The 21,528-nt window shown below is 56.0% G+C and carries 19 protein-coding genes; 11 read left to right on the top strand and 8 right to left on the bottom strand.

All coding sequences use genetic code 11. The annotated features are described in order from the left end of the window. The first annotated feature begins 116 nt into the window (after nt 1-116). From H1D41_RS06680 to H1D41_RS06670, 3 genes are all read left to right on the top strand, one after another. The gene (locus H1D41_RS06680; protein WP_228848165.1) at nt 117-560 is read left to right on the top strand and encodes a helix-turn-helix domain-containing protein; all 444 of its coding nucleotides are present in this window, start codon (nt 117-119) and stop codon (nt 558-560) included. A 58-nt stretch (nt 561-618) separates the two neighbouring features. Next, on the top strand, nt 619-1,023 hold the full coding sequence (locus H1D41_RS06675; RefSeq protein WP_228848164.1) for a PaaI family thioesterase: 405 nt from the start codon (nt 619-621) through the stop codon (nt 1,021-1,023). Between the two features lie 154 nt (nt 1,024-1,177). Continuing rightward, nucleotides 1,178-2,446, top strand: coding sequence for a DUF3422 family protein (locus H1D41_RS06670; RefSeq protein ID WP_228848163.1), 1,269 nt, complete (start codon nt 1,178-1,180; stop codon nt 2,444-2,446). A 2-nt stretch (nt 2,447-2,448) separates the two neighbouring features. Here the strand turns inward: H1D41_RS06670 and H1D41_RS06665 are convergent, their stop codons facing one another. Next, entirely contained in the window at nt 2,449-2,940 is a 492-nt protein-coding gene (locus tag H1D41_RS06665; RefSeq protein ID WP_228848162.1) for a DUF2938 domain-containing protein, read from the bottom strand. 73 nt (nt 2,941-3,013) lie between these two features. On the opposite strand from H1D41_RS06665, the gene H1D41_RS06660 reads away from it, so the two are divergent. After that, nucleotides 3,014-3,454 (top strand): helix-turn-helix domain-containing protein, encoded by a 441-nt coding sequence (locus H1D41_RS06660; RefSeq protein WP_228848161.1) that lies wholly within the window; start codon nt 3,014-3,016, stop codon nt 3,452-3,454. Nucleotides 3,455-3,547: 93 nt separating this feature from the next. Here the strand turns inward: H1D41_RS06660 and H1D41_RS06655 are convergent, their stop codons facing one another. The 3 genes from H1D41_RS06655 to H1D41_RS06645 all read right to left on the bottom strand — a co-directional run bounded on the left by H1D41_RS06655 (nt 3,548) and on the right by H1D41_RS06645 (nt 7,360). Next, the gene (locus H1D41_RS06655) at nt 3,548-4,558 is read right to left on the bottom strand and encodes an ABC transporter permease (RefSeq protein WP_228848160.1); all 1,011 of its coding nucleotides are present in this window, start codon (nt 4,556-4,558) and stop codon (nt 3,548-3,550) included. Then, nucleotides 4,551-5,558 carry an ABC transporter permease gene (locus H1D41_RS06650; protein WP_228848159.1) on the bottom strand — a complete coding sequence of 336 codons (1,008 nt, stop codon included), beginning with the start codon at nt 5,556-5,558 and terminating at the stop codon, nt 4,551-4,553. The genes H1D41_RS06655 and H1D41_RS06650 overlap by 8 nt, the downstream gene beginning before the upstream one ends. Before the next feature lie 101 nt (nt 5,559-5,659). Further along, entirely contained in the window at nt 5,660-7,360 is a 1,701-nt protein-coding gene (locus H1D41_RS06645) for a peptide ABC transporter substrate-binding protein (protein ID WP_228848158.1), read from the bottom strand. 445 nt (nt 7,361-7,805) lie between these two features. Between H1D41_RS06645 and H1D41_RS06640 the strand changes: the two genes are divergently transcribed. The 5 genes from H1D41_RS06640 (at nt 7,806) to H1D41_RS06620 (ending at nt 14,436) form a co-directional block, all read left to right on the top strand. Then, the gene (locus tag H1D41_RS06640; protein ID WP_228848157.1) at nt 7,806-9,626 is read left to right on the top strand and encodes an ABC transporter ATP-binding protein; all 1,821 of its coding nucleotides are present in this window, start codon (nt 7,806-7,808) and stop codon (nt 9,624-9,626) included. Between the two features lie 151 nt (nt 9,627-9,777). Beyond that, nucleotides 9,778-10,962: an acetylornithine deacetylase gene (gene argE / locus H1D41_RS06635; RefSeq protein ID WP_228848156.1), complete on the top strand. Its 1,185-nt coding sequence runs from the start codon at nt 9,778-9,780 to the stop codon at nt 10,960-10,962. Nucleotides 10,963-10,967: 5 nt separating this feature from the next. Next, nucleotides 10,968-12,134 carry a M20 aminoacylase family protein gene (locus H1D41_RS06630; RefSeq protein ID WP_228848155.1) on the top strand — a complete coding sequence of 389 codons (1,167 nt, stop codon included), beginning with the start codon at nt 10,968-10,970 and terminating at the stop codon, nt 12,132-12,134. Nucleotides 12,135-12,193: 59 nt separating this feature from the next. After that, a complete protein-coding gene (locus H1D41_RS06625) occupies nt 12,194-13,363 on the top strand; it encodes a M20 aminoacylase family protein (RefSeq protein WP_228848154.1) in 1,170 nt (389 codons plus the stop codon). Nucleotides 13,364-13,512: 149 nt separating this feature from the next. Further along, nucleotides 13,513-14,436 carry a CehA/McbA family metallohydrolase gene (locus H1D41_RS06620; protein ID WP_228848153.1) on the top strand — a complete coding sequence of 308 codons (924 nt, stop codon included), beginning with the start codon at nt 13,513-13,515 and terminating at the stop codon, nt 14,434-14,436. An 84-nt stretch (nt 14,437-14,520) separates the two neighbouring features. Here the strand turns inward: H1D41_RS06620 and moaA are convergent, their stop codons facing one another. Further along, a complete protein-coding gene (moaA, locus tag H1D41_RS06615; RefSeq protein ID WP_228848366.1) occupies nt 14,521-15,495 on the bottom strand; it encodes a GTP 3',8-cyclase MoaA in 975 nt (324 codons plus the stop codon). Between moaA and H1D41_RS06610 the strand changes: the two genes are divergently transcribed. Continuing rightward, the gene (locus H1D41_RS06610; RefSeq protein WP_228848377.1) at nt 15,427-15,624 is read left to right on the top strand and encodes a hypothetical protein; all 198 of its coding nucleotides are present in this window, start codon (nt 15,427-15,429) and stop codon (nt 15,622-15,624) included. The genes moaA and H1D41_RS06610 overlap by 69 nt on opposite strands. 66 nt (nt 15,625-15,690) lie before the next feature. After that, nucleotides 15,691-17,313: an AMP-binding protein gene (locus H1D41_RS06605; RefSeq protein ID WP_228848152.1), complete on the top strand. Its 1,623-nt coding sequence runs from the start codon at nt 15,691-15,693 to the stop codon at nt 17,311-17,313. 326 nt (nt 17,314-17,639) lie between these two features. On the opposite strand, the gene H1D41_RS06600 is transcribed toward H1D41_RS06605, so the two are convergent. Genes H1D41_RS06600 through glmU form a run of 3 tightly spaced genes read right to left on the bottom strand, consistent with a single transcriptional unit; the run spans nt 17,640 to nt 21,494 of the window. Beyond that, nucleotides 17,640-18,320, bottom strand: a complete 681-nt coding sequence (locus H1D41_RS06600; RefSeq protein WP_228848151.1) for a DNA alkylation repair protein — start codon at nt 18,318-18,320, stop codon at nt 17,640-17,642. Continuing rightward, the gene (gene glmS / locus H1D41_RS06595; RefSeq protein ID WP_228848150.1) at nt 18,317-20,134 is read right to left on the bottom strand and encodes a glutamine--fructose-6-phosphate transaminase (isomerizing); all 1,818 of its coding nucleotides are present in this window, start codon (nt 20,132-20,134) and stop codon (nt 18,317-18,319) included. Before glmS ends, H1D41_RS06600 begins: the two co-directional genes overlap by 4 nt. Nucleotides 20,135-20,138: 4 nt before the next feature. Continuing rightward, nucleotides 20,139-21,494 carry a bifunctional UDP-N-acetylglucosamine diphosphorylase/glucosamine-1-phosphate N-acetyltransferase GlmU gene (glmU, locus tag H1D41_RS06590; protein WP_228848149.1) on the bottom strand — a complete coding sequence of 452 codons (1,356 nt, stop codon included), beginning with the start codon at nt 21,492-21,494 and terminating at the stop codon, nt 20,139-20,141. Nucleotides 21,495-21,528 lie beyond the last annotated feature (34 nt).

Below are 21,528 nucleotides of genomic sequence, written 5' to 3'. Positions count from 1 at the left end.
ATGATTTTCAATTTGTTTAGGTATATATATGCAAAAACATGCCAAAACTATAAAGTAAGTTGCAATTTGTGGCCTTTTTGTTAGTTTTATATGGTGAAACAACGAATGAGCCCTGCATGCCAGATTTTATCCAGCGCCGGCGTCTGGCCCGTATCCTTGACCGGGCTGCTGCCAGGCTGACAGATGTTGAAATGCCCGAAAAGGGTTGGATCGCGACGATGCGGTTGGCGCTTGGCATGTCTGCGGAACAGGTGGCGCTGCGCAAAGGTGTCAGCCGGAATGCGGTCTATCAGGCAGAACGCAGCGAAAAAGACGGCGCGGTGTCGCTGAAGCAGATGGAAAATCTGGCCAAAGCCATGGGCGGTCGTTTCGTCTATGCGATTGTGCCGGATGAACCGGTGGAACAGCTGAAATACAAACAGGCCAGGCGCAATGCAAAACGTGCTGCGGGGGAAGATCCGGGGTTTGCAACGCTGCCCAAAGAGGATCAGCAGGACTGGATTGACGATATGGCAGCGCAGCAATTGCATGACATGCCATCAGATTTCTGGGCTGACTGACGGTCGCTTGTCCTGACGTCGCATTTGACTTTCCGCGGGTCACGCGGGAAGCTGGCCTATGACCGATATTCTGAAAATGGGCCAGACGATCCTGGCATTGCAGCCGTTCAGCAAATCTTTGGGTGCGGAACTGACGGAACTTGGTGACGGAAAGGCTGTGATCGAGCTGCCTTTGCAGGAGGATCACAAACAACAACATGGATTCGCCCATGGCGGTGTTGTCAGCTATCTTGCCGACAATGCGCTGACCTTTGCGGCGGGATCCTTGTTGGGGGATGTGCTGACGCTTGAAATGAAGATCAACTACATCCGTCCCGCCAAAGGTGCGCTTTTGATCAGTCGTGCACAGGTTTTAAGCCATGGGAAACGGCAGGCGGTTTGCGAGGCAAAAGTCTATGCCGTTGAAAACGGAGAAGAAAAGATCTGTGGGATTGCCCAGGGCACGGTGATGCCGGTTTCCTGAGGCCGCTATATGATCTGCCTCGAAATTAATCGGTATACTGCGGTATTCTGTAACGTGCTGAAAAATAACAAAAAAACTCTTTACCTGTTTTGATTTTGCGGTTTAGCGTCCGCCTGAAGGGCCCCGGAGAGCGTGGGGCACAAGGGGACAGGACATGACTGCAATCACCGATCACCAGGACCGATATGCGTTGACCAATGAGCTGCACGCGCGGCCTTTTCCGACATTGGGGACGGGGGCGACGGCGCTTTACCTTGCGGTGAAACGCCCGGCGGATGCGGCGCGGCGGGATCGTCAGGCGGATCTGGATCATCTGCTGGCGCTGCTGAATCATTTCGGCGCAGATCATCCGCGCCCGGGGGCCACCCATTATTCTGGCCGCATCGGGGGCCATGGCATCAAATGGGAAAGCCACACCGAATTTGTGAGCTACACGTTGTTTGTCGAAGGCAAGGTGCCTGATGGCGATGGGTTTGACCTGTTTCCCGAAAAATGGCTGGCAGAAATGCCGGGGGTACGCCTGACGTCGGCGATGATCCGTGTCGTCGAAAAGCCGCAGGATAAAGCCAGGCTCGCGCGTATCCTGAAGGAAGATTTTGTGCCGGAAAGTCTGGCGGTCAGCAATGTTCTGGACGGGGCGGCGATCATTGCCGGTGATTTCCGCATAGACGCGCGCGGTCAGATGAACTTCCAGGTGATCAGTGCTGCGCAGACCGGATCGCAGCGCATTGGCCGGATTGTGCAGCGGCTATGTGAGATTGAAACCTACAAGGCGATGTCGATGCTTGGGTATCGGCGTGCGAAAGAGGTGCAGCGTCAGCTGGGCAATATTGATATGCGCCTGAACCGGTTGATTGACCGGATGAGCGGGGCGGAACCCGAGGCTGTTCTTGCGGCATTGCTGCCTCTGACGGCCGAACTTGAAGCCTTGTCTGCCCAGTCGGCATTCCGCTTTTCCGGCACGCGGGCCTATAGTTCGCTTGTGGCGGATCGGATCATGGTGCTGCGGGAACGCCGTGTGGGCGGGCGACAAACCTTTGAGGAATTCATGGCGCGTCGGTTCGAACCCACGATGCGGACCTCGGAAGCGGTTGAGGCGCAATTGCAGAATATCTCTGCCCGGGCGTTTCGCGCTGCTGAACTTTTGCGCACACGGGTGGAAGTCGAACGTTCGGCGCAGAACCAGCAGTTGCTGGAAAGCATGGATCGCCGTGCAGATCAGCAGTTGCATCTGCAAAAGACGGTGGAAGGTTTGTCCGTGGTGGCGATCAGCTATTATGCCGTGAACCTTGCGACTTATGCGGTTTATCCATTGGCGAAATTTGGGGGGCTGTCGAAGGCCACGCTGACCGCGCTTCTGATCCCGCCGGTGATTGGTGCCGTGTGGTTGACCGTACGGCGGATCAGAAACGCGTTTCACTGAGATCAGAACTGCGCCAGGGCCATTGCGCTTAACCAGAGCCCAACCCCAAAGACCAGATGGGTCATCAGGCTTTTGACGCGGGCTTTGCCAGGGCAGGGCGTACGGGCGGCTGCGATCCCCGCCCCAAAGGCGGGCTGCATGATTAGGAAGGGAAATCCGACCGTCAGAAGCCCAAAGATGATGACGGGTGCAGGCGTGGGCTGCGTGATCCAGGTGGTTCCGGCGTATATGCCGAATGTGATAGCAAAGATCACGCCAATCGCATAGTGCAGAAGCCATCCAAGCGGCCGTTCACCTTGTTGATACGGCGCGCCAGTGATGGGCCTGTGGAACCAGATCCCGTGACGCATTTGCAGAAGCCAACGCCCGACCAGCGCGAAATCGAGCGAGGGAACCCCAAACGCACGGCGCAGGGTCAAGGCCCAGAGATCCATGATCAGTGTCGCACCAATTCCGATGAGGGCGTATTGGAAAAAAGAAATATAACTTTCCATCAGGGGGGCCTTTCTGTTGCCTCTTTATCTGAGAACATGCAGTCTGCCACTTGAAGTCAGCTTGAGGTCAAGGATGAAAGATCTGGATATTGGAGAGGTGTCAGAACAGACGGGTCTGTCTGCGGCGACACTGCGTTATTATGAAACGAAACAGCTGATCAGCCCATCCGGGCGCAAAGGGTTGCGGCGGCTTTATGATCCTTCCGTTCTGCAAGTGCTGTCGCTGATATTGCTTGGGAAAAAGGCGGGGTTTTCGCTGGATGAGATCCGTGCCTTTGTCTGCCCGGGGGGAGAAAGCGATATTCCCGCCGAGGCTCTTTTGTCGAAAGCTGATGAAATTGAACAGCGGATCACAGAGCTGACCGCATTGCGGGACGGGTTGCGCCATGTTGCGCAATGCAGCGCGCCAACACACGCCAGTTGTCCGAAGTTTCAGAGAATAACCAAGATCGCTTTGGCGCGTCTGGGGCAGGGGGCGTCACAGGATATGCAGAAAAAGCGCCGCACTAAGTAAAATGGCCCGTGCATTTCTGCCGGGCCATTTTACTTAGTGGTAGCCGGAATTTTTCAAAAATTCCGGGACGGTTTCTTTGAAAGAAACCGGGGTTTAGCGCCCGCGGATCCGTGGATCCAGAGCATCGCGCAGACCATCACCGATATAGTTCACAGACAGAACCGTCAGAGAGATTGCAAGGCCCGGATAGATCACGCGTTCCGGGTAGCTCACGAGGAAGTCGGTGCTATCATAGAGCAGACGCCCCCAGGTCGGGAAATCCGGTGGGAAGCCCAGGCCCAGGAAGGACAGCGCAGATTCCGTGATGATCGCATTCGCAATGCCAAGGGTTGCAGACACCATGATCGGTGACATGACATTTGGCAGCACATGGCGCATGATCATCTTGCTGTTGGTGGTCCCGATGGAACGCGCCGCCAATACGAATTCACGCTCTTTGATCGCAAGAACATCACCACGTACAATACGGGCTGTTGGCATCCAGCTTGTGATCCCGATGGCGGAGACCATCAGAATGAACGCCCCCATTTCCGGACCGAAGCTGGAGTTCAGAGCGTCGCGGAACAGCATGAACATCACCAGCAGCAGTGGCAGCAGAGGCAAGGCCAGGAAAAGATCTGTCAGGCGCATCAGAATGCCGTCGAGCTTTTTGAAAAAGCCCGCCATCACGCCGACAAGTGTGCCGACAAACAGCGCCAGAAGCATCGCAGTCACGCCAACAGCCAGGGAAACCTGACCGCCTTTGATCACACGTGCCAGGTTATCCCGGCCTAGCTGGTCGGTGCCCAGAGGGTGGGACCAGTAGACTTTCAGCCCGGTTTCCGCCTTCATCGAGGTCGGATCAGACAGACATGTCCAGATCATGCCCCAGTCCTGTGAGAAACAGGATGTGATGGCACGGGCGTTCTTTGCACGGATGTCGATATAGGTCGCATCTGTCGACCACAGCCATGGCCCAAGCACAATGCCGAATACGATCAGCAAGAAGACGAAAGCCCCGATCATCGCGCCTCGGTGGGTGCGGAACTGTCCCCAGACATCCCACCACTGGCTGCGCGATGCGCTTGCGGCGATATCCTGTTCGGTTACGGTTTTATCAGTCATAACGGATCCTCGGATCAAGCACGCCGTAGAGAACATCGGCAATCAGGTTAAAGAGAATGATCAGGACCGCGAAGATCACAGTCAGGGTTTGTACCATCGGGATGTCATTGGCCTGAATGGCTGTGATCAGAAGCTGACCAAGGCCGTTCACCTTAAACACCTGTTCGGTGATGATCGCGCCACCAAACACCTGAGGCACACCCAGGGCAATCACGGTTACAACCGGGATCATGGAGTTGCGCAACACATGGACCAGCACAACGGCTTTTTCACCAAGGCCCTTGGCCCGGGCGGTGCGCACATAGTCCTGGTTCAGGTTGTCCAGCATAGACGCCCGCATAAACCGGCTGATCTGGGCTGCGTTATACAGCGCCAGCACGGATACCGGCAGAACCATTTGCTTGGCTTGTTTGACAAAGTTTGCCCAGCTGTCGACCACCAGGGTCGTGTCATAGATCGACGGGAACCAACCAAGGTTCACAGAGAAGATCACAATCAGCAGAACACCGGTAAAGAAGGTCGGAACAGAGAAACCTACCATAGAGATGAATGTTCCGAGCTGATCAAACCAACTGTATTGGCGATAGGCTGAGATAATCCCGATCGGGAGCGCGATCAGCGTGCCGACCACATAACCCAGACCAACCACCCAGAGGGTCTGAGGAATACGCTGCCAGACGATATCCATCACGGGAGAGCGGCTCTGGAAAGAGATAATCCGTTGTTGATCGCCATAGGTGTTCAGACCTGTGAGCTGTTCGATGGTGTACATCGGTTCAACCCAGAAGAAGGCATAGAACCACTTTACAAAGCGAACCAGCGGGTTCTGCCCGAGACCAAGGGATTCACGGATTTGTGCTTTCACTTCGGCAGGGATCGACAAAGGCAGGCTTGCCGTCGGATCACCTGGTGCAAGTGCAAGCAACATGAAGATAACGAAGGAGATGAAGAACAACGTCAGCACGGATATGCCCGAGCGACGAATGATAAAGTTGAGCATTGAGCAAGCCTCAGGATGCGCGTTCCAGGTAAGATTTGCCCCGCGCGGGGCGGGGCAAATCCGTTCTGTCGTGTCAGGCAGCGCAGCTACCTGTAACGGGATCAGCCGTCAACACGATGCCAGTCAGCGGCATTCCAGAGTTCAGAGTCCCAGGTGTTCAGGATAACGCCACCCAGGGTGTTTGCATGTGCAGATACACGACCACGGTCCACCAGTGGGATGATCACATATTCCTGCATCAGCATGTCGTTCATGGCTTTCGCCAGACGCGCACGTTCGTTCAGATCACCGGTTGTTGCCATTTCAGCAACCAGCGCATCATATTCCTCGGAACAGAAGCGTGGCATGTTGTTGCCCTGCCACTGTGTCTCAGGACGTGGTGCCTGTGAACATTCCCAGTTCGCCATGTATGACTCAGGGTCTGTACCGTCGAAGTTGTTCGCGTACATTTCAACGTCAGCAAAGAACTTCTGGAAGGTGTCGTTAGACGCAGGGTCGCCGCCGAAGAATACAGATGCGTCGATGTTGCGCAGTTCGGTTTCAACACCGATTTCAGCCCACCACTGTTTGATCAGCGCCTGGAAATCCTGGCGAACAGCGTTTGTGGATGTCTGGTACAGCATGGAAAGACGAACGCCGTCTTTTGCACGTACGCCGTCAGAACCCATTTCCCAGCCAGCTTCGTCCAGCAGAGCGTTTGCCGCAGCGATGTCTTGAACAAGGCATGCGTCGTTTGCTGTGGATTTGTAGATGGCAGGTGCCGGCAGAACGTTACAGGTCGGGCGACCCGCAGTGCCGTAACCGATTTCAACCAGCAGGTCACGGTCGATTGCCATGGACAGGGCCTGACGCACGTTGATGTCGGACAGGAACGGGTGTGCATTGTCAGCAGTACCGCGACGTTCGCCCAGATCAGCAGAAACGTCAGTCATGTTCACCATGATGCGTTCTACCAGGGTGCCGAAGGAAGACACTACAGTGCCTTTGCCCGCAGAAGCCATTTCAGCAAGTACATCTGGTGCCAGCTGCAGGTTCCAGGCGTAGTCGAATTCGCCGGTCGCCAGAACAGCACGGCCAGCGTCAGTTGCGGATCCGCCACCCTTCAGGGTCACAGTCGCAAATGCCGGCTTAGATGCATCGCGGTAGTTTTCGTTTGCAGCCAGGGACACAACGTCATTGGAACGGAATTCAGTCACTGTGAAAGGACCGGTGCCGATTGGCTGGAAGTTTGCGTCTGTACACTCAGGCGCTTTCGCACCGAGACAGTCAGCAAACTGAGCGGCCTGAATGATCGGCGCCTGTGCACCAACAAACGGACCATATGGGAAAGGCTTGGATACGCCGAAGTGCACGGTCACGGTGCGATCGTCGATGATTTCAACATCGGTCACATCGTTGTATTTTTCACCCTGCGCACAGCCGCCACCTTCAGCAGTACAATACTGCCAGGAGAAACGAACATCCTCAGATGTCACAGGCGTGCCGTCAGACCACAGCAGGCCCTCTTTCAGGGTCCATGTGATGGAAGTCAGGTCTTCAGAAACGCCACCGTTTTCAACGGTTGGTACAGATTCTGCGAGCCACGGCACCATGGTGCCTTCTTCGTTGTAACGTGCGAGCGGTTCAATCACGAGGCTTGCAGCCTCAAGTTCTTTTGTGCCGCCGGACAGATACGGGTTCATGCCGGATGGGGCCTGCCAATAGATAATATTGACGTGGCCGTCTGCACCACGTTCCGCCATGGCCGCAGGGGCCATTGCAAAAGCAGCTGCAGCGCCCAGAAGGGTTGCCTTGAAGTTCATTCTTCTCTCCTTGTTGGTGATCCCCGTTTTTCCGGTGATCAAAGTCCCTTTTGTCATCAGTCGTTATTATCAGTCCGACCGTTCACCGGCCTGTTCACTGCTGAGACAAGTGCGCTCAGTTCAGACAATCCGGCGGCGAAATGCAAGCGTATTGCCAAAAATTACCGATATTTGCGGCAAACCCCATAGCAAACGCAATAAATTAACGGGGCAGGCGGCGGTAGCGATATAAACTGTCGTGGGCGCAAAATCCGTTACGTAGCGTCAGATTGTTAGCGCTCGCGTTTCGCTCCCTGGAATCGATTCTGTTTTTCCCGGCTTCCCAGGGGATTTCGCGACAAATGAAGTTTCTGTGAATGTGTTACTTGTTTGACAGGGGCGCAATCCGGCGCGTAGCTTCGCTGTCAAAACCTGATAATAAGACAATCCCGGGGGGGAATAATTCATGCTGGATAAGCCGCTTGTCGACATTCAGAATCTGCGTGTGGAATTTGAAACATCCAACGGGATCGTTGTGGGCGTTGAAGATGTATCCTTTAACGTAAAACCCGGCGAAACCCTTTGTATCGTTGGTGAATCCGGATCCGGTAAATCGGTTTCCTCTCTGTCTCTGATGCGACTTGTGGAATTCGGTGGTGGTGAGATTGCCGGCGGTTCCCTGAAGTTTGATCGCGGTGACAAAGGTGAGGTTGCGGTTGAGGATGCTGATTCTGAACTGATGCGTCAGATCCGCGGCAATGAGATCGCGATGATCTTCCAGGAACCAATGACAGCCCTGAACCCGGTGTTCACAATCGGCCGTCAGCTGACCGAAGGCCTGCGCATTCACAAAGGCATGACCAAAGCCGAAGCCAAAGAACGCGCGATTGAACTGTTGAAACAGGTGCGCATTCCGGAACCGGAACGCCGCTTTGACCAATACCCACATGAGCTGTCCGGCGGTATGCGCCAGCGTGTCGTGATCGCGATCGCCATGGCCTGTGAGCCAAAGCTTCTGATCGCCGATGAACCGACCACCGCACTTGATGTGACCATTCAGGCTGAAATTTTGGCCCTGATTGACCGTCTGAAACGTGAAAACGATATGGCGGTGATCTTCATCACCCACGATATGGCGGTTGTGGCCCAGATGGCCGACCGCGTGCTGGTGATGTTCCGTGGAAATATGGTGGAAGAAGGCACCGCTGCGGAAATCTTTGAGAATCCGAAAGAAGATTACACCAAAGCCTTGCTGGCCGCTGTGCCACGTCTTGGTGAAATGAAGGGCAAGGATCGCCCGGAACCCATGCGTCTGATTGGTCAGCCTGCACCCGAAGTGCCGGATGCGCCGGTTGTTGAGCCAAAGCCACTGCTTGAGGTGAAGAACCTGATCACCCGTTTCCCGGTGAAGAAAGGTATCATCCAGAAAGTCGTGGCCAATGTGCATGCGGTGGAAGATGTCAGCTTTACCATCAAAGCCGGTCAGACTGTTTCACTTGTGGGCGAATCCGGTTGTGGTAAATCCACGGTGGGGCGTTCCATCCTGCGTCTGGTGGAACCAACATCCGGTTCGGTGACCATGGAAGGCAAGGATATCCTCAGCCTGTCCCCGGAAGAAATGCGTTTGGAACGCCGCGATATGCAGATGATCTTTCAGGATCCTTTTGCATCCCTGAACCCGCAGGTGCGCCTGTTTGATCAGGTGGCGGAACCGCTGCGTAATTATAACATCTGTTCCGGATCTGAACTGGAAGACCGTGTTGCAAACCTGTTTGACCGCGTGCAGCTGCCACGTACCTTCATGCGCCGCTATCCGCATGAAATGTCAGGTGGTCAGCGTCAGCGTGTGGCGATTGCCCGTGCCCTTGCCCTGAATCCGAAGCTGATCATCGCGGATGAAGCGGTGTCTGCGCTGGATGTATCTGTGCAGGCCGAGGTTCTGAACCTGATGATGGAACTGCAGGCCGAACTGGGCCTGGCTTTCCTGTTTATCAGCCACGACATGGCGGTTGTGGAACGGGTCAGCCATATCACAGCTGTGATGTATCTGGGCCGGATCGTGGAAATTGGCCCGCGTGCGCAGGTGTTTGAAAACCCGCAGCACGCTTATACCAAATCCCTGATGTCTGCGGTGCCTGTGGCAGATCCGAACAATAAGATGATCGGGAAAGAGCTGAACTTTAAGCCGATCCCAAGCCCGATCTTCCCGGTCACTCATACAGCTGGCCCGTCTGAATACGATCAGATCGGCCCGGATCACTTCATCCTGAAGGGTGACTGGTACTGATACCTGCGTCGGGGAAGTTCGCGATGACTACGTTATTTCCCCGGTATAGCAGCCCTGCTGTAAACACTGTAAGCCAGATGCAACCACTGCCGGAATATGTCCGGCAGATGGAAGCACTGCGCCTTCAACCTGCAAAGAAAACGGAACGACGATGAGTATGGACCTTTCCGCCCTTGAGATCATGACAAAGCTGATCTCATTCCCGACCGTCAGCCGCGACAGCAATCTGGATCTGATCGACTGGGTGGAAAGTTACCTGACTTCCCATGGCATTTCCTCCACACGCGTGCCCAACCCTGAGGGCAATAAATCAGCGATCTATGCTTCGGTCGGTCCCGATGCGCCCGGCGGCGTTGTTCTGTCCGGTCACACCGATGTTGTGCCGGTGGATGGTCAGGACTGGAACAGCGATCCCTGGACTGTGACCGAACGCGATGGCCGCTATTACGGGCGCGGCACCTGTGACATGAAGGGCTTTGACGCCATTGCGCTTTGGGCCATGGGGCAGGCGGCGAAATTGCATGCGGACGGCAAGCTGAAGAAACCGCTGCAGGTGGCCCTGTCTTATGACGAAGAAATCGGCTGTACCGGCGCCCCGCCCATGATCGCGCATATGGTGGCGAACACGGATATACCCCGCGCGGAAGCGGCGATCATTGGCGAACCGTCCACCATGCAGGCGGTGACCGGCCATAAGGGTGGTTTTGGCTGGGATGTGCATGTAAAGGGTTTTGAGGTGCATTCATCCCTGATGCACACCGGTGTCTCTGCGATCCTGGAAAGCGCAAAGATCCTGACCTGGATCAATGAGACCAACGCAGAACTTGCCGCCAAAGAACCCACAGCGATTGCCGCAATGTTTGAACCACCCTTCACCACCGTGCATTCCGGCACGATTGAGGGCGGCACAGCGGGCAATATCACTGCTGCGGATTGCCGTTTTGATCTGGATTTCCGCATTGTCGCGGATGAGGACCGGGCCCAATGGGAAGCGCGCCTGCTGCCGTTTATTGCGGAACTGGATGCAGAACTGAAAGCCCGTCACCCGGAAGCAGGAGTGATCATGAATGAAGATTTCGCGCTGCCACCTCTGCGCCCGGAAGAAGATGGCGTGGCGGAAACACTGGTGCGGTCCATCACGGGTGATAACGCCAGCCATGTTGTGTCTTACGGCACAGAGGCCGGGCAATTCCAGGAAGGCGGATATTCAAGCGTGGTTTGTGGCCCGGGCGACATTGCGCAAGCGCATCAACCGGATGAATTCATTGAGATTTCTGAATTTAACGCGGGCGTTCGGTTCCAGGAACGTCTGCTTGAACGTCTGTGTGAAGGATAAACCCCATGCCGGTTAAAAACCGTTTTGCTGAAATGCACGAAGAAATCACCGGCTGGCGACGCCACCTGCACGCCAATCCGGAACTGATGTATGATGTGCATGAAACCGCAGCTTTTGTGGTAGAACGCCTGAAGGAATTCGGCGTTGATGAAATCACGCCAGGGGTTGGCAAAACCGGTGTTGTTGCCCTGATAAAAGGCAAGAGCGATACAAAAGGCCGGGTGATCGGCATGCGCGCCGACATGGATGCCTTGCCGATTGAAGAAGCGACCGGGCTTGATTATGCCTCTACCGTTCCTGGTAAAATGCATGCCTGTGGGCATGATGGCCATACCTCGATCCTGCTTGGCGCTGCGAAATATCTGGCCGAGACCCGCAATTTTGACGGTACCGTCGCCCTGATTTTCCAGCCCGCAGAAGAAGGTGGGGCAGGCGGGCTTGCCATGTGCCAGGACGGGATGATGGACCGCTGGAACATTCAGGAAGTTTACGGTCTGCACAACGCACCAGGCATTCCTGTGGGCGAATTTGCCATGCGCCCCGGTGCGCTTCTGGCCGCATCCGATGAGTTCAAAATCACCGTCACCGGCAAAGGTGGCCATGCGGCCGAACCCGCATTGGCGATTGATACAACCCTTGTGGCCGCGCAGATTGTTGTGACTTTGCAAAGTGTTGTTGCACGTAATGTTGATCCGCTGAAACGCGTGGTTCTGACCGTGGGGACGTTCAACACCGATAGTGCTGCCAGCAATGTCATTGCACATGAGGTGGTGATGGAAGGCACCGTGCGCACGCTCGACAGCGAATATCGCACGATCTGTGAAGAACGTGTAAAACGCGTGGCCATGGATACGGCTTCGGCCTTTGGCGCGGTGGCAGAGGTCGAATGGACCCCCGGCTATCCGGTGACGTTCAACACCGAAGCTGAAACCGCCTATGCCGCAGAAGCCGCCCGCGCTGTATCTGCGCAGGTGGACGATAAGGCAGATCCGATCATGCCCTCTGAAGATTTCGCCTATATGTTAGAAGAACGTCCCGGCGCTTATATCTTCCTTGGCAATGGTGACACGCAGATGTGCCATCACCCGGAATATCAGTTCGACGACGAAGCGATCCCCTTTGGCAGCGCCTGGTTTGTGGAACTTGCAGAACGACGAATGCCGCTTGGCTGACCCATGAATTGCGGGTCAGTCGGGGAGGCTGACCCTTTTGAAAGAGAAGGAAAAGAAATATGCCTCCTAAGAACCGATTTGCTGAACTGCAAAGTGAAATCACCGGCTGGCGCCGCCACATTCACGAAAACCCGGAACTGCTGTTTGATTGCCATGAAACCGCTGCTTTTGTTGAGGCCCGCCTGAAAGAATTCGGCGTCGACAGCATTGAAACCGGTGTGGCACAGACCGGCGTTGTTGCTGTGATCAAAGGCAAGACCAACACCACCGGCAAGACCATTGCTCTGCGTGCGGATATGGATGCGCTGCCGATCTTTGAAGATACGGGTCTGGAATATGCGTCCAAAACCCCTGGCAAGATGCATGCCTGTGGCCATGACGGGCACACGGCTATGCTGCTGGGGGCTGCGAAATATCTGTCAGAAACCCGCAATTTTGACGGCACCTGTGTACTGTTGTTCCAGCCTGCCGAAGAAGGTGGCGGCGGTGGCGGTGTCATGGTGGATGAAGGTGTCTTTGACAAATATAAGATCGACGAAGTTTACGGTATGCACAACTGGCCGGGCAAACCTGTGGGTGAATTTGCGATCCGTCCGGGCGCGTTCTTTGCCGCTGCGGATCAGTTCCAGATCACTGTTAAAGGTCTGGGCGGCCATGCGGCGAAACCGCATGAGTGTATCGATACCACTGTGATGGCGTCGCATATGGTGATCGCGCTGCAATCCATTGCATCGCGCACCGTGGATCCGGTGAAACAGGTTGTGGTATCTGTCACCAGCTTTGAAACGGAAAGCAAAGCGCACAACGTGATCCCTGAAACTGTGACCCTGCGCGGCACTGTGCGTACGCTGGACAGTGATGTGCAGGACAAAGTTGAGGCCCGCTTTAAGGCGATCTGTGAAGGCACTGCGGCGACCTATGGTGGCTCTGTCGATGTGAATTATATGCGCGGCTATCCGGTCATGGTGAACGCGGAAGAGCAGACAAAATTCGCCGCTGATGTGGCGCGCTCTGTTTCTGGTTCTGTGGATGACAATGCCGATCTGATCATGGGCGGTGAAGATTTCGCCTTCATGTCACAGGCCCGCCCTGGCGCCTATATTCTGGTTGGCAACGGGGAAGACGGCGCCATGGTGCATCACCCGAAATACAACTTTAACGACGAAACCCTGCCGGCCGGTTGTTCCTGGTATGCAGAGATCGTTGAAAAAGGCATGCCTGCGGCTTAATTGCTGGCGCAAATCAGACAGAGATGTCGCGGGGAAACAATTTCCGCTTCATCTTTCTGAAAATACTCATTTCTACGGCAGCGCCTGGTCGCTGCCGTATTCTCGTTACCTGACCCGGTTAAAAGCGCGCTAAAACAGGAGCCCGCATCATGATCCCATCCGCTTTCGCAAAACCCGGCCGTTTCTTTCGCGGCAATCTGCACACCCATTCCAACCTGTCTGACGGGGCGATTTCGCCGGAAGAGGTTTGCCGTCGTTACAAGGCAGAGGGCTATGACTTTATCTCGCTGACGGATCACTTTGTTGGTCTGTTCAACTTCCCGATCGCGGATACAGTGCCCTTCCGGGATGATGAATTCACAACGATTTTAGGGGCAGAGCTGCACTCTGGCGCGCAGGAAAACGGTGATCTCTGGCATATTGTGGCCGTTGGTTTGCCTGCGGATTTTGCACCGACAAAGACAAAGTTCTTTGTGGCGGAAGACGATCAGGAAACCGGCCCGGAAATTGCGCAGCGTGCGGTGGATGCTGGGGCCTTTGTGGCAATCGCCCACCCGGAATGGTCCGGTCTGACGAATGATGACGCCATGTCCGTGACTGCCGCCCATGCGGTGGAAGGCTATAACCACAGCTGTATGGTGGATGCGGCCCGCCCGGACGGGTTCCACACGCTGGATGTCATGTTGATGAAGGGGCGGCGGGTCAATGTGATTGCCACGGATGATGCGCATTTCGCAGACCCTGATGCCTTTGGTGGCTGGGTCATGGTGAAGGCTGAGAAAAACGATCCGGATCAACTGCTTGAGGCGCTGAAGGCCGGTGATTTCTATTCCTCACAGGGGCCGGAAATTCATCATATAGAGGTGAAGGATAAGAAGATCCATGTGGAATGTTCTGCCGCGTATCGGGTGGTCGTGCAGGGACGTGGTTGCAAAGCGCATGCGATCTGGGGGGAAAGCATGACGAAGGCAGAAATGCCGGTGAATAAGATGGGGAAATCCCCCTGGTTCCGCGTGACGATTGTGGATCGCGCCGGAAAAATGGCCTGGTCTAACCCGATCTGGCTGGATTAAGGGTTTTCTTCGAAAACCCTTGCCTCCGGCGGGAGTATTTTCAGCAAGATGAAAGGGCGCGACTGAGCGCCCTTTTATGTTTGATCAGCCGCCGGTATGGCTCATGTGGCGGGTCATTCTGCCAGCCACATCCTGGCGGGAATAATCAAAATCATGGCCTTTGGGTTTCAGCCCGATGGCGGCGCGGATGGCGGCGTTCAGAGGCTCATTGCTGTTGGTATCCGCACGCAGAGCGTTGCGCAGGTCACTTTTGCCTTCCTGGCCAAGGCATGTGTAAATCTCACCGGTGCAGGTCACGCGGACGCGATTGCAGCTTTCACAGAAGTTATGAGACAGAGGCGTGATGAACCCGATTTTCTGGCCGGTTTCCTCAACCCGCACGTAACGGGCAGGACCGCCGGACCGTTCCGACAAATCGGTCAGCGTGAAGCGTTCTGCCAGATCATTGCGCAGATCTTTCAGGGACCAGAATTGACCAAGACGCGCCGCGTTTTCAATGTCTTCGCCCATTGGCATGACCTCGATAAAGGTCAGATCCATGTCACGTTCTGCGCAGAATTGGGTGAGATCAAAGAGTTCGCCATCGTTGAACCCTTTCACAGCAACCGCATTCAGTTTCACCCGCAACCCAGCGTTTTGTGCGGCTTCGATGCCTTTCAGCACCTGGGGCAGGCGGCCCCAGCGGGTGATATCTGCGAATTTATCGTTGTCCAGCGTATCCAGAGAGACATTCACTCGCCGCACGCCAGCATCATACAAAGGCTGCGCAAAGCGGGCGAGTTGCGATCCGTTTGTCGTCAGGGTCAGTTCTTTCAGTGCACCGCTGTCCAGATGGCGTGACATGCCTTCAAAGAAGGTCATGATCCCTTTGCGCACAAGGGGTTCACCGCCTGTGATGCGCAGTTTTTCGACACCCATATGGATGAAGGCAGTACAAAGACGATCCAGTTCCTCAAGGGTCAGAAGTTCCACCTTGGGCAGGAATGTCATATGTTCCGACATGCAGTAAACACAGCGGAAATCGCAGCGGTCTGTTACGGACAGGCGCAGGTAATTCACCCGGCGCTGGAAGGGATCGATCAGGAGGTCGCTGGCTGTATCTGGCTGTGTCATGGGTCTTATGTAAGCACGCAGGGCAGGGGCGGCAAGTTCAACCACGACGCGGAAACCGCAATAACAGACAATTGACAGTTTTTGTCGCAGAGGGCAGAGTAAATGAACGCTTGTTCAATTCAGGTGAGGGGAGAGGAACACATGACATATATGCAGGCTGACCGACGGTTGAAATATCCGGGGGACTGGGCGAAATCCCTGGCTGAGTTTTCCTGGGATGTACCGGAGAATTTTAATATCGCAGAAGCCTGCGTTTCACGTCATGCAGTGGCCACCCCGAATGCAACTGCGCTGATCCACATTCATGAGGACGGCAGTCAGGAAATCTGGAGTTATGCGCAGTTGGAAGAGGCCAGCAATCGCATGGCCAATGTTTTTCGCGCGCAGGGCGTTCAGCAGGGGGATCGTGTTGCGATCATTCTGTCGCAATGCCCCGAAGCCCTGATCAGCCATTTTGCGGCCTACAAACTGGGCGCCGTGGCTTTGCCTCTGTTTGCTTTGTTTGGTCCGGATGCGTTGGAATATCGCCTGTCGGACAGTGGGGCGCGGGTCGCTGTGACCTCGGCGGAGACGCTGGAGCATCTGGAGGCGATTGAGGGGGAGCTGCCGGAACTTCAGGCGGTGCTTTGTGTTGATGAAACCGATTTTGATGTGCTGGATTTTCAGGAAGAGCTGGAGGCGGCTGAAGTGGCGTTCAGCCCGGTTGTGACCTCTGCGGAGGATCCGGCCTGTCTGATCTATACCTCAGGCACGACGGGGTCGCCCAAGGGGGCATTGCATGCCCATCGCTTCCTGATCGGTCATTTGCCATCGGTTGAGATGTATTATGATTTCTTCCCGCATGAGGGTGACATCTGTTGGACGCCGGCCGATTGGGCCTGGATCGGGGCCTTGATGGATCTGGCGATGCCGGCGCTGTATTTCGGCCTGCCTCTGGTCAGTCATCGTATGCGGAAGTTCACCCCTGCCAGGACATATGATCTGATCCGGGCGACCGGGGCCAATGTGATGTTCTTGCCGCCGACTGCGCTGAAGATGATGCGTAAGGAAGATGTGCCTGCAGGCCTTGGTGTGCGGGTGATTTCTTCGGGTGGTGAAAGTCTGGGTGCGGATCTGATTTCCTGGGCGAAAGACGTGTTCGGTGCAGATGTGAATGAAATGTACGGCCAGACGGAATGTAACCTGGTGGCGGGATCCATCCGCAGTGCCGGCATCACGCGCGAGGGTTGGATCGGCACGGCGGTGCCCGGGCACGAGCTGGCGATTATCAGCGAGGATGGCGCGCCCGTGGCGGATGGTGAGATCGGCGAAATCTGCGTGAAAGCCCCCGATCCGGTGATGATGCTGCGTTATTGGAATAAGCCGGAAGAAACAGCTGAGAAATTCCGGGATGGCTGGCTGCGGACGGGGGATCTTGGCGTGATGGACGGCGAATGGATCCGCTTTGCGTCCCGTTCAGATGATGTGATTTCCTCGGCAGGGTATCGGATTGGTCCATCAGAGATTGAAGACTGTCTGACAGGGCATGCGGATGTGATTATGGCTGCGGTGATTGGCGTCCCGGATGAAATCCGTGGTCAGGCGGTGAAGGCTTTTGTTGTATTGCGCGATGGCGCGGAGTGGGACGGGCTGGATCGTGTATTGATTGACCGTGTGAAATCCCACGTCAGCCCGCATGTGGCGCCGAAGGTGATTGAGCTGCGTGAAAGCCTGCCGATGACAGCGACGGGGAAGATCCTGCGCCGGGCGTTGCGCGAGGATTGAGAACGCAGGCCGGGGGCCAGCCCCCGGACCCCCGGGATATTTAGGCTGAAAAGAAAGCAGAAGTATTGCCGGTGCAGAGATGTCTCTGCCCGGTTGTCATACGTTGTTTAAGTATGGAAGTGATGCCGGTTGGTAATGTGGCAGCGCCGCCCATACGGAGGGTGAGACCGGAGGTGTTAACCCCGGTGAGGAAGCTTATATCCGCCCTGCTTTAAGGGGCCTCTGTTCCGTTGTGGTTCCCCGGCTGTGTCTGGCCGGGGATAATCGCGATTGGGGGAATGATGCGGGAAATCTGTTAAGGAAGTGAAGGGGCTGCGCGCGCAGCCTTACTTCAGGCGTTTTTCCACGTCTTTGCGCAGGGAGGGGCGCAGGGTCTCGCCATACGCTGCCAGTGTGGTTTTTACGCGCTCTGCGTCATGCTTTGCCAGCGCGATCAGCCAGTTGGTGGCGGCTTTTTGTGTGGCCCAGGTGGTGTTGGCCATATAGGCCGCGGCCCATGTCAGGGCCTCGGTGCGGATGGCTTCGTCGACCTCTTTGAGGTTGTTCAGCTTGGCCCAGGGCAGGGTCGCGTCAAGGGCTGCGCATTTGGTCCAGAGATCTTCGGATTCAGCCCAGGCGCGCACGGCTTCAATGCGGGACGGATCCGCGACAAGGCGTTTCTGCACGGCGGTCGCGACAAGATCGGCGATGGCCTGACAATCGATCTGCGTGACCCAGGATTGCAGCAGGGACCAGGCCTGATCATCCGGGCGCAGGCGGGCTTGTGTCAGCAGTTTTGCGGCGGCCACGCGGCCTTCAAACACGTCACTTTCCCAAAGGGCGCGGGCCAGGTCTACGCGGTCTTCCACAGACATCTGATCACGCCAGGATTTTTGTGCCGCGTCAATCGCTGCATTGGGTACGCCAAGATACACGCGTTCCGCTTTGTGAAACGCCTGCATCTGGGCATCTTTGCCTGCAACCACATGGGGCACAAGTTCTTTCAGGGCGTCATCTGCAGTCATCATTCTACGGTCACCGATTTTGCGAGGTTGCGGGGTTGGTCCACGTCAGTGCCTTTGGCAATCGCGGTGTGATAGGCCAGAAGCTGTGCAGGCACGGCATAAAGGATGGGCGCGATAAACGGATCGCATGGCGGCATGGTGATGAGGTTTTCAACGCCATCCCCGCCGACACGTGCGCCCTGTGCATCCGTGATCAGGGTGATACGGCCACCACGGGCCATGACTTCCTGGACATTGGAAATTGTCTTATCAAACAGCGGATCCGTCGGGGCCATAACAACCACCGGCACGCTTTCGTCAATCAGGGCAATCGGGCCGTGTTTGAGTTCACCGGAGGCATAGCCTTCCGCATGGATATAGCTGAGTTCTTTCAGTTTCAGTGCGCCTTCCAGTGCCAGCGGATACAGCGGACCACGGCCAAGGAACAGCACGTCACGGGCAAGGGAGGCTTTGTGGGCCGCATCTTTGACGCTGTCCTCAATCGCCAGAGACTGGTTGATCAACCCGGGCAGGCTGCGCAGATGGGCCAGCTTTTCGGCAAGACCCGCATCGTCCAGCTCACCGCGATCATGGGCGGCTTTCAGGGCAAGCGTGGCCAGAACCACCAGCTTGCAGGTGAAGGCTTTGGTGGAGGCTACAGAGATTTCAACGCCGGCCAGGATCGGCAGGATCAGGTCACTTTCCCGCGCGATTGAACTTTCCGGCACATTGACCACGGCGATGGTTTTATCGGCTTTGCCCTGGGTGTATTTCAGGGCTGCCAATGTGTCAGCGGTTTCGCCGGACTGGCTGGCAAAAATTGCAAGCGTACCTTCAGGCAGAGGTGGTTCGCGGTAGCGGAATTCAGATGCGATATCGACCTCGACCGGCAGGCGGGCGATCTGTTCGAACCAGTATTTCGCGGTCAGACAGGCCAGATAGGCGGTGCCACAGGCAACCATGGTGACGCGGGAGATGTCTTTGAAATCCGGGGTTTCTGCGGGCAGGTTCAGCCCGCTTTCCGGTGCGTAATGGGACAGAGCTTCGCCCAGCACGGTTGGCTGTTCAAAGATCTCTTTCGCCATGAAATGCTTGTGCCCGCCTTTTTCAACGCGGGTGGCATCAAGGTTGATCCGTTGTTTCTTGCGGTTGGCGAGCGTGCCGTTTACGTCCCGGATCTCAAGGCTGGTGCGGGTCAGAACGGCGAAGTCGCCTTCTTCCAGATAGGTCACATCTGCGGTCATTGGCGCGAGCGCAAAAGCGTCTGATCCGACAAACATCTCGCCGTCGCCATGACCGATTGCCAGGGGGGAACCCATACGGGTCGCGATCATCAGATCCTGTTCGCCTTCAAAGAGGAAACACAGTGCAAATGCGCCTTCCAGGCGGGCGGTGACAGAACGCGCGGCATCCACCGGGGTAAGGCCGGATTTCATCGCCTGTTCGGTCAGGAGGGCGACGGTTTCCGTGTCGGTTTCGGTGACGAAATCAACGCCAGCCGCCGCCAGTTCTTCGCGCAGCTCACGGAAGTTTTCGATAATGCCATTGTGCACGACAGCCACAGGACCGGCGCGGTGCGGGTGGGCGTTGTCGACGGTTGGCGCGCCATGGGTCGCCCAGCGGGTGTGGCCAATGCCGGATTTACCAGCCAGCGGGTTGTGCACCAGTTCATCTGACAGATTCACAAGTTTGCCAACAGCCCGGCGGCGATCCAGAACGCCATTGTTAACAGTCGCAATCCCTGCGCTGTCATAACCGCGATATTCCAGGCGCTTCAGGGCCTCAACCAGCATAGGGGCGACTTCATGGGTGCCCAGGACCCCGACAATTCCACACATACTCTTAACCCTTTTTCGCTTTAATCGCTTTTAGTTTGTCCATCAGGCGGCGCGCAAGGCCAGGTTTCACGTCCTGCCGGGCACGGGCCACGGCAAGTGCGCCGGCTTCGACGTCTGATGTGATCACGGAACCGGATGCCGTCATGGCTTCATCCCCCACGGTGACGGGCGCGACTAACATGGTGTTTGAGCCAATGAAAGCCCGTTCGCCAATGGTGGTTTTATGTTTCATCACGCCGTCATAGTTGCAGGTGATGGTGCCTGCACCGATGTTGGATCCCGCACCGATTTCAGCGTCACCGATGTAGGACAGGTGGTTCACCTTGGCGCCTTCATGGATCTGCGCATTTTTCACTTCGACAAAATTACCAATGCGGGTGAATTCTGACAGTTCTGCACCTGGGCGCAGGCGGGCATAAGGGCCAACCTGTGCGCCGCGGGACACATGGCAGCCTTCCAGATGGGAAAACGCGCGGATCTGTGCATCGCTTTCCACGGTCACACCAGGGCCGAAGATCACATTGGGTTCAATCACACTGTCGCGGCCAATCACTGTATCATAGCTGAAAAATACGGTTTCAGGTGCGGCGAGTGTCACGCCGTTTTCCATGATTTCTGCGCGCTTCATATCCTGAAACAGCTTTTCCGCAATCGCGAGGTCGGAACGGGTGTTGATGCCCTGGGTTTCTTCTTCTGCGCAGATGACATATCCTGCGGACAATCCGCGCTGACGAGCGAGGAACACCACATCCGGCAGGTAGTACTCGCCGCTTGCGTTGTCATTTGACACCTGATCCAGCAGCTCAAACAGCAGGCTGGCGTCTGCCGCAACAATGCCACCGTTACACAGGGTGATGCGTTTTTCATGAGGGGCGGCGTCTTTATATTCGACCACACGTTCCAGGCTTTCGCCATCGGTGACAAGACGCCCGTAACGTTTCGGATCGGCGCAATCCATGCCCAGCAACACAACATCGTGGTTTTCACGCGCCGTCAGCAGTTTGTCGATGGTTTCTTTGCTGATGAAAGGCGTGTCACCAAACAGAACCAGCGCATTGCCGTCGAACCCGGACAGGGCTGCGCGGGCCTGCATAACGGCGTGGCCGGTGCCCAGCTGTTCTTCCTGCAAAACGATATCGGCATCTTCATTATATTCGCGCACAGACTTGCTGACCGCCTCCGCGCCGTGGCCAGCCACAATCACGGTGCGTTCCGGCTCGGCCCGGGCGGCACTGTCCATTGCATGCACGACCAGAGGCACGCCGCCCAGGGGGTGCAGAACCTTGGGCAGTTCTGAATTCATCCGGGTGCCACGGCCTGCGGCAAGAATGATCAGCGCGGTGTTTTTGTCAGCGGACATAGATGTGCCTCTTTCTTTCTGTTGTCCGGGGTTT

Source organism: Halocynthiibacter styelae, assembly GCF_016123485.1.
Classification (GTDB): Bacteria; Pseudomonadota; Alphaproteobacteria; order Rhodobacterales; family Rhodobacteraceae; genus Halocynthiibacter; species Halocynthiibacter styelae.
The sequence above is the reverse complement of the archived record's forward strand: the minus strand, read 5'-3'. Positions and strand labels throughout refer to the sequence as shown.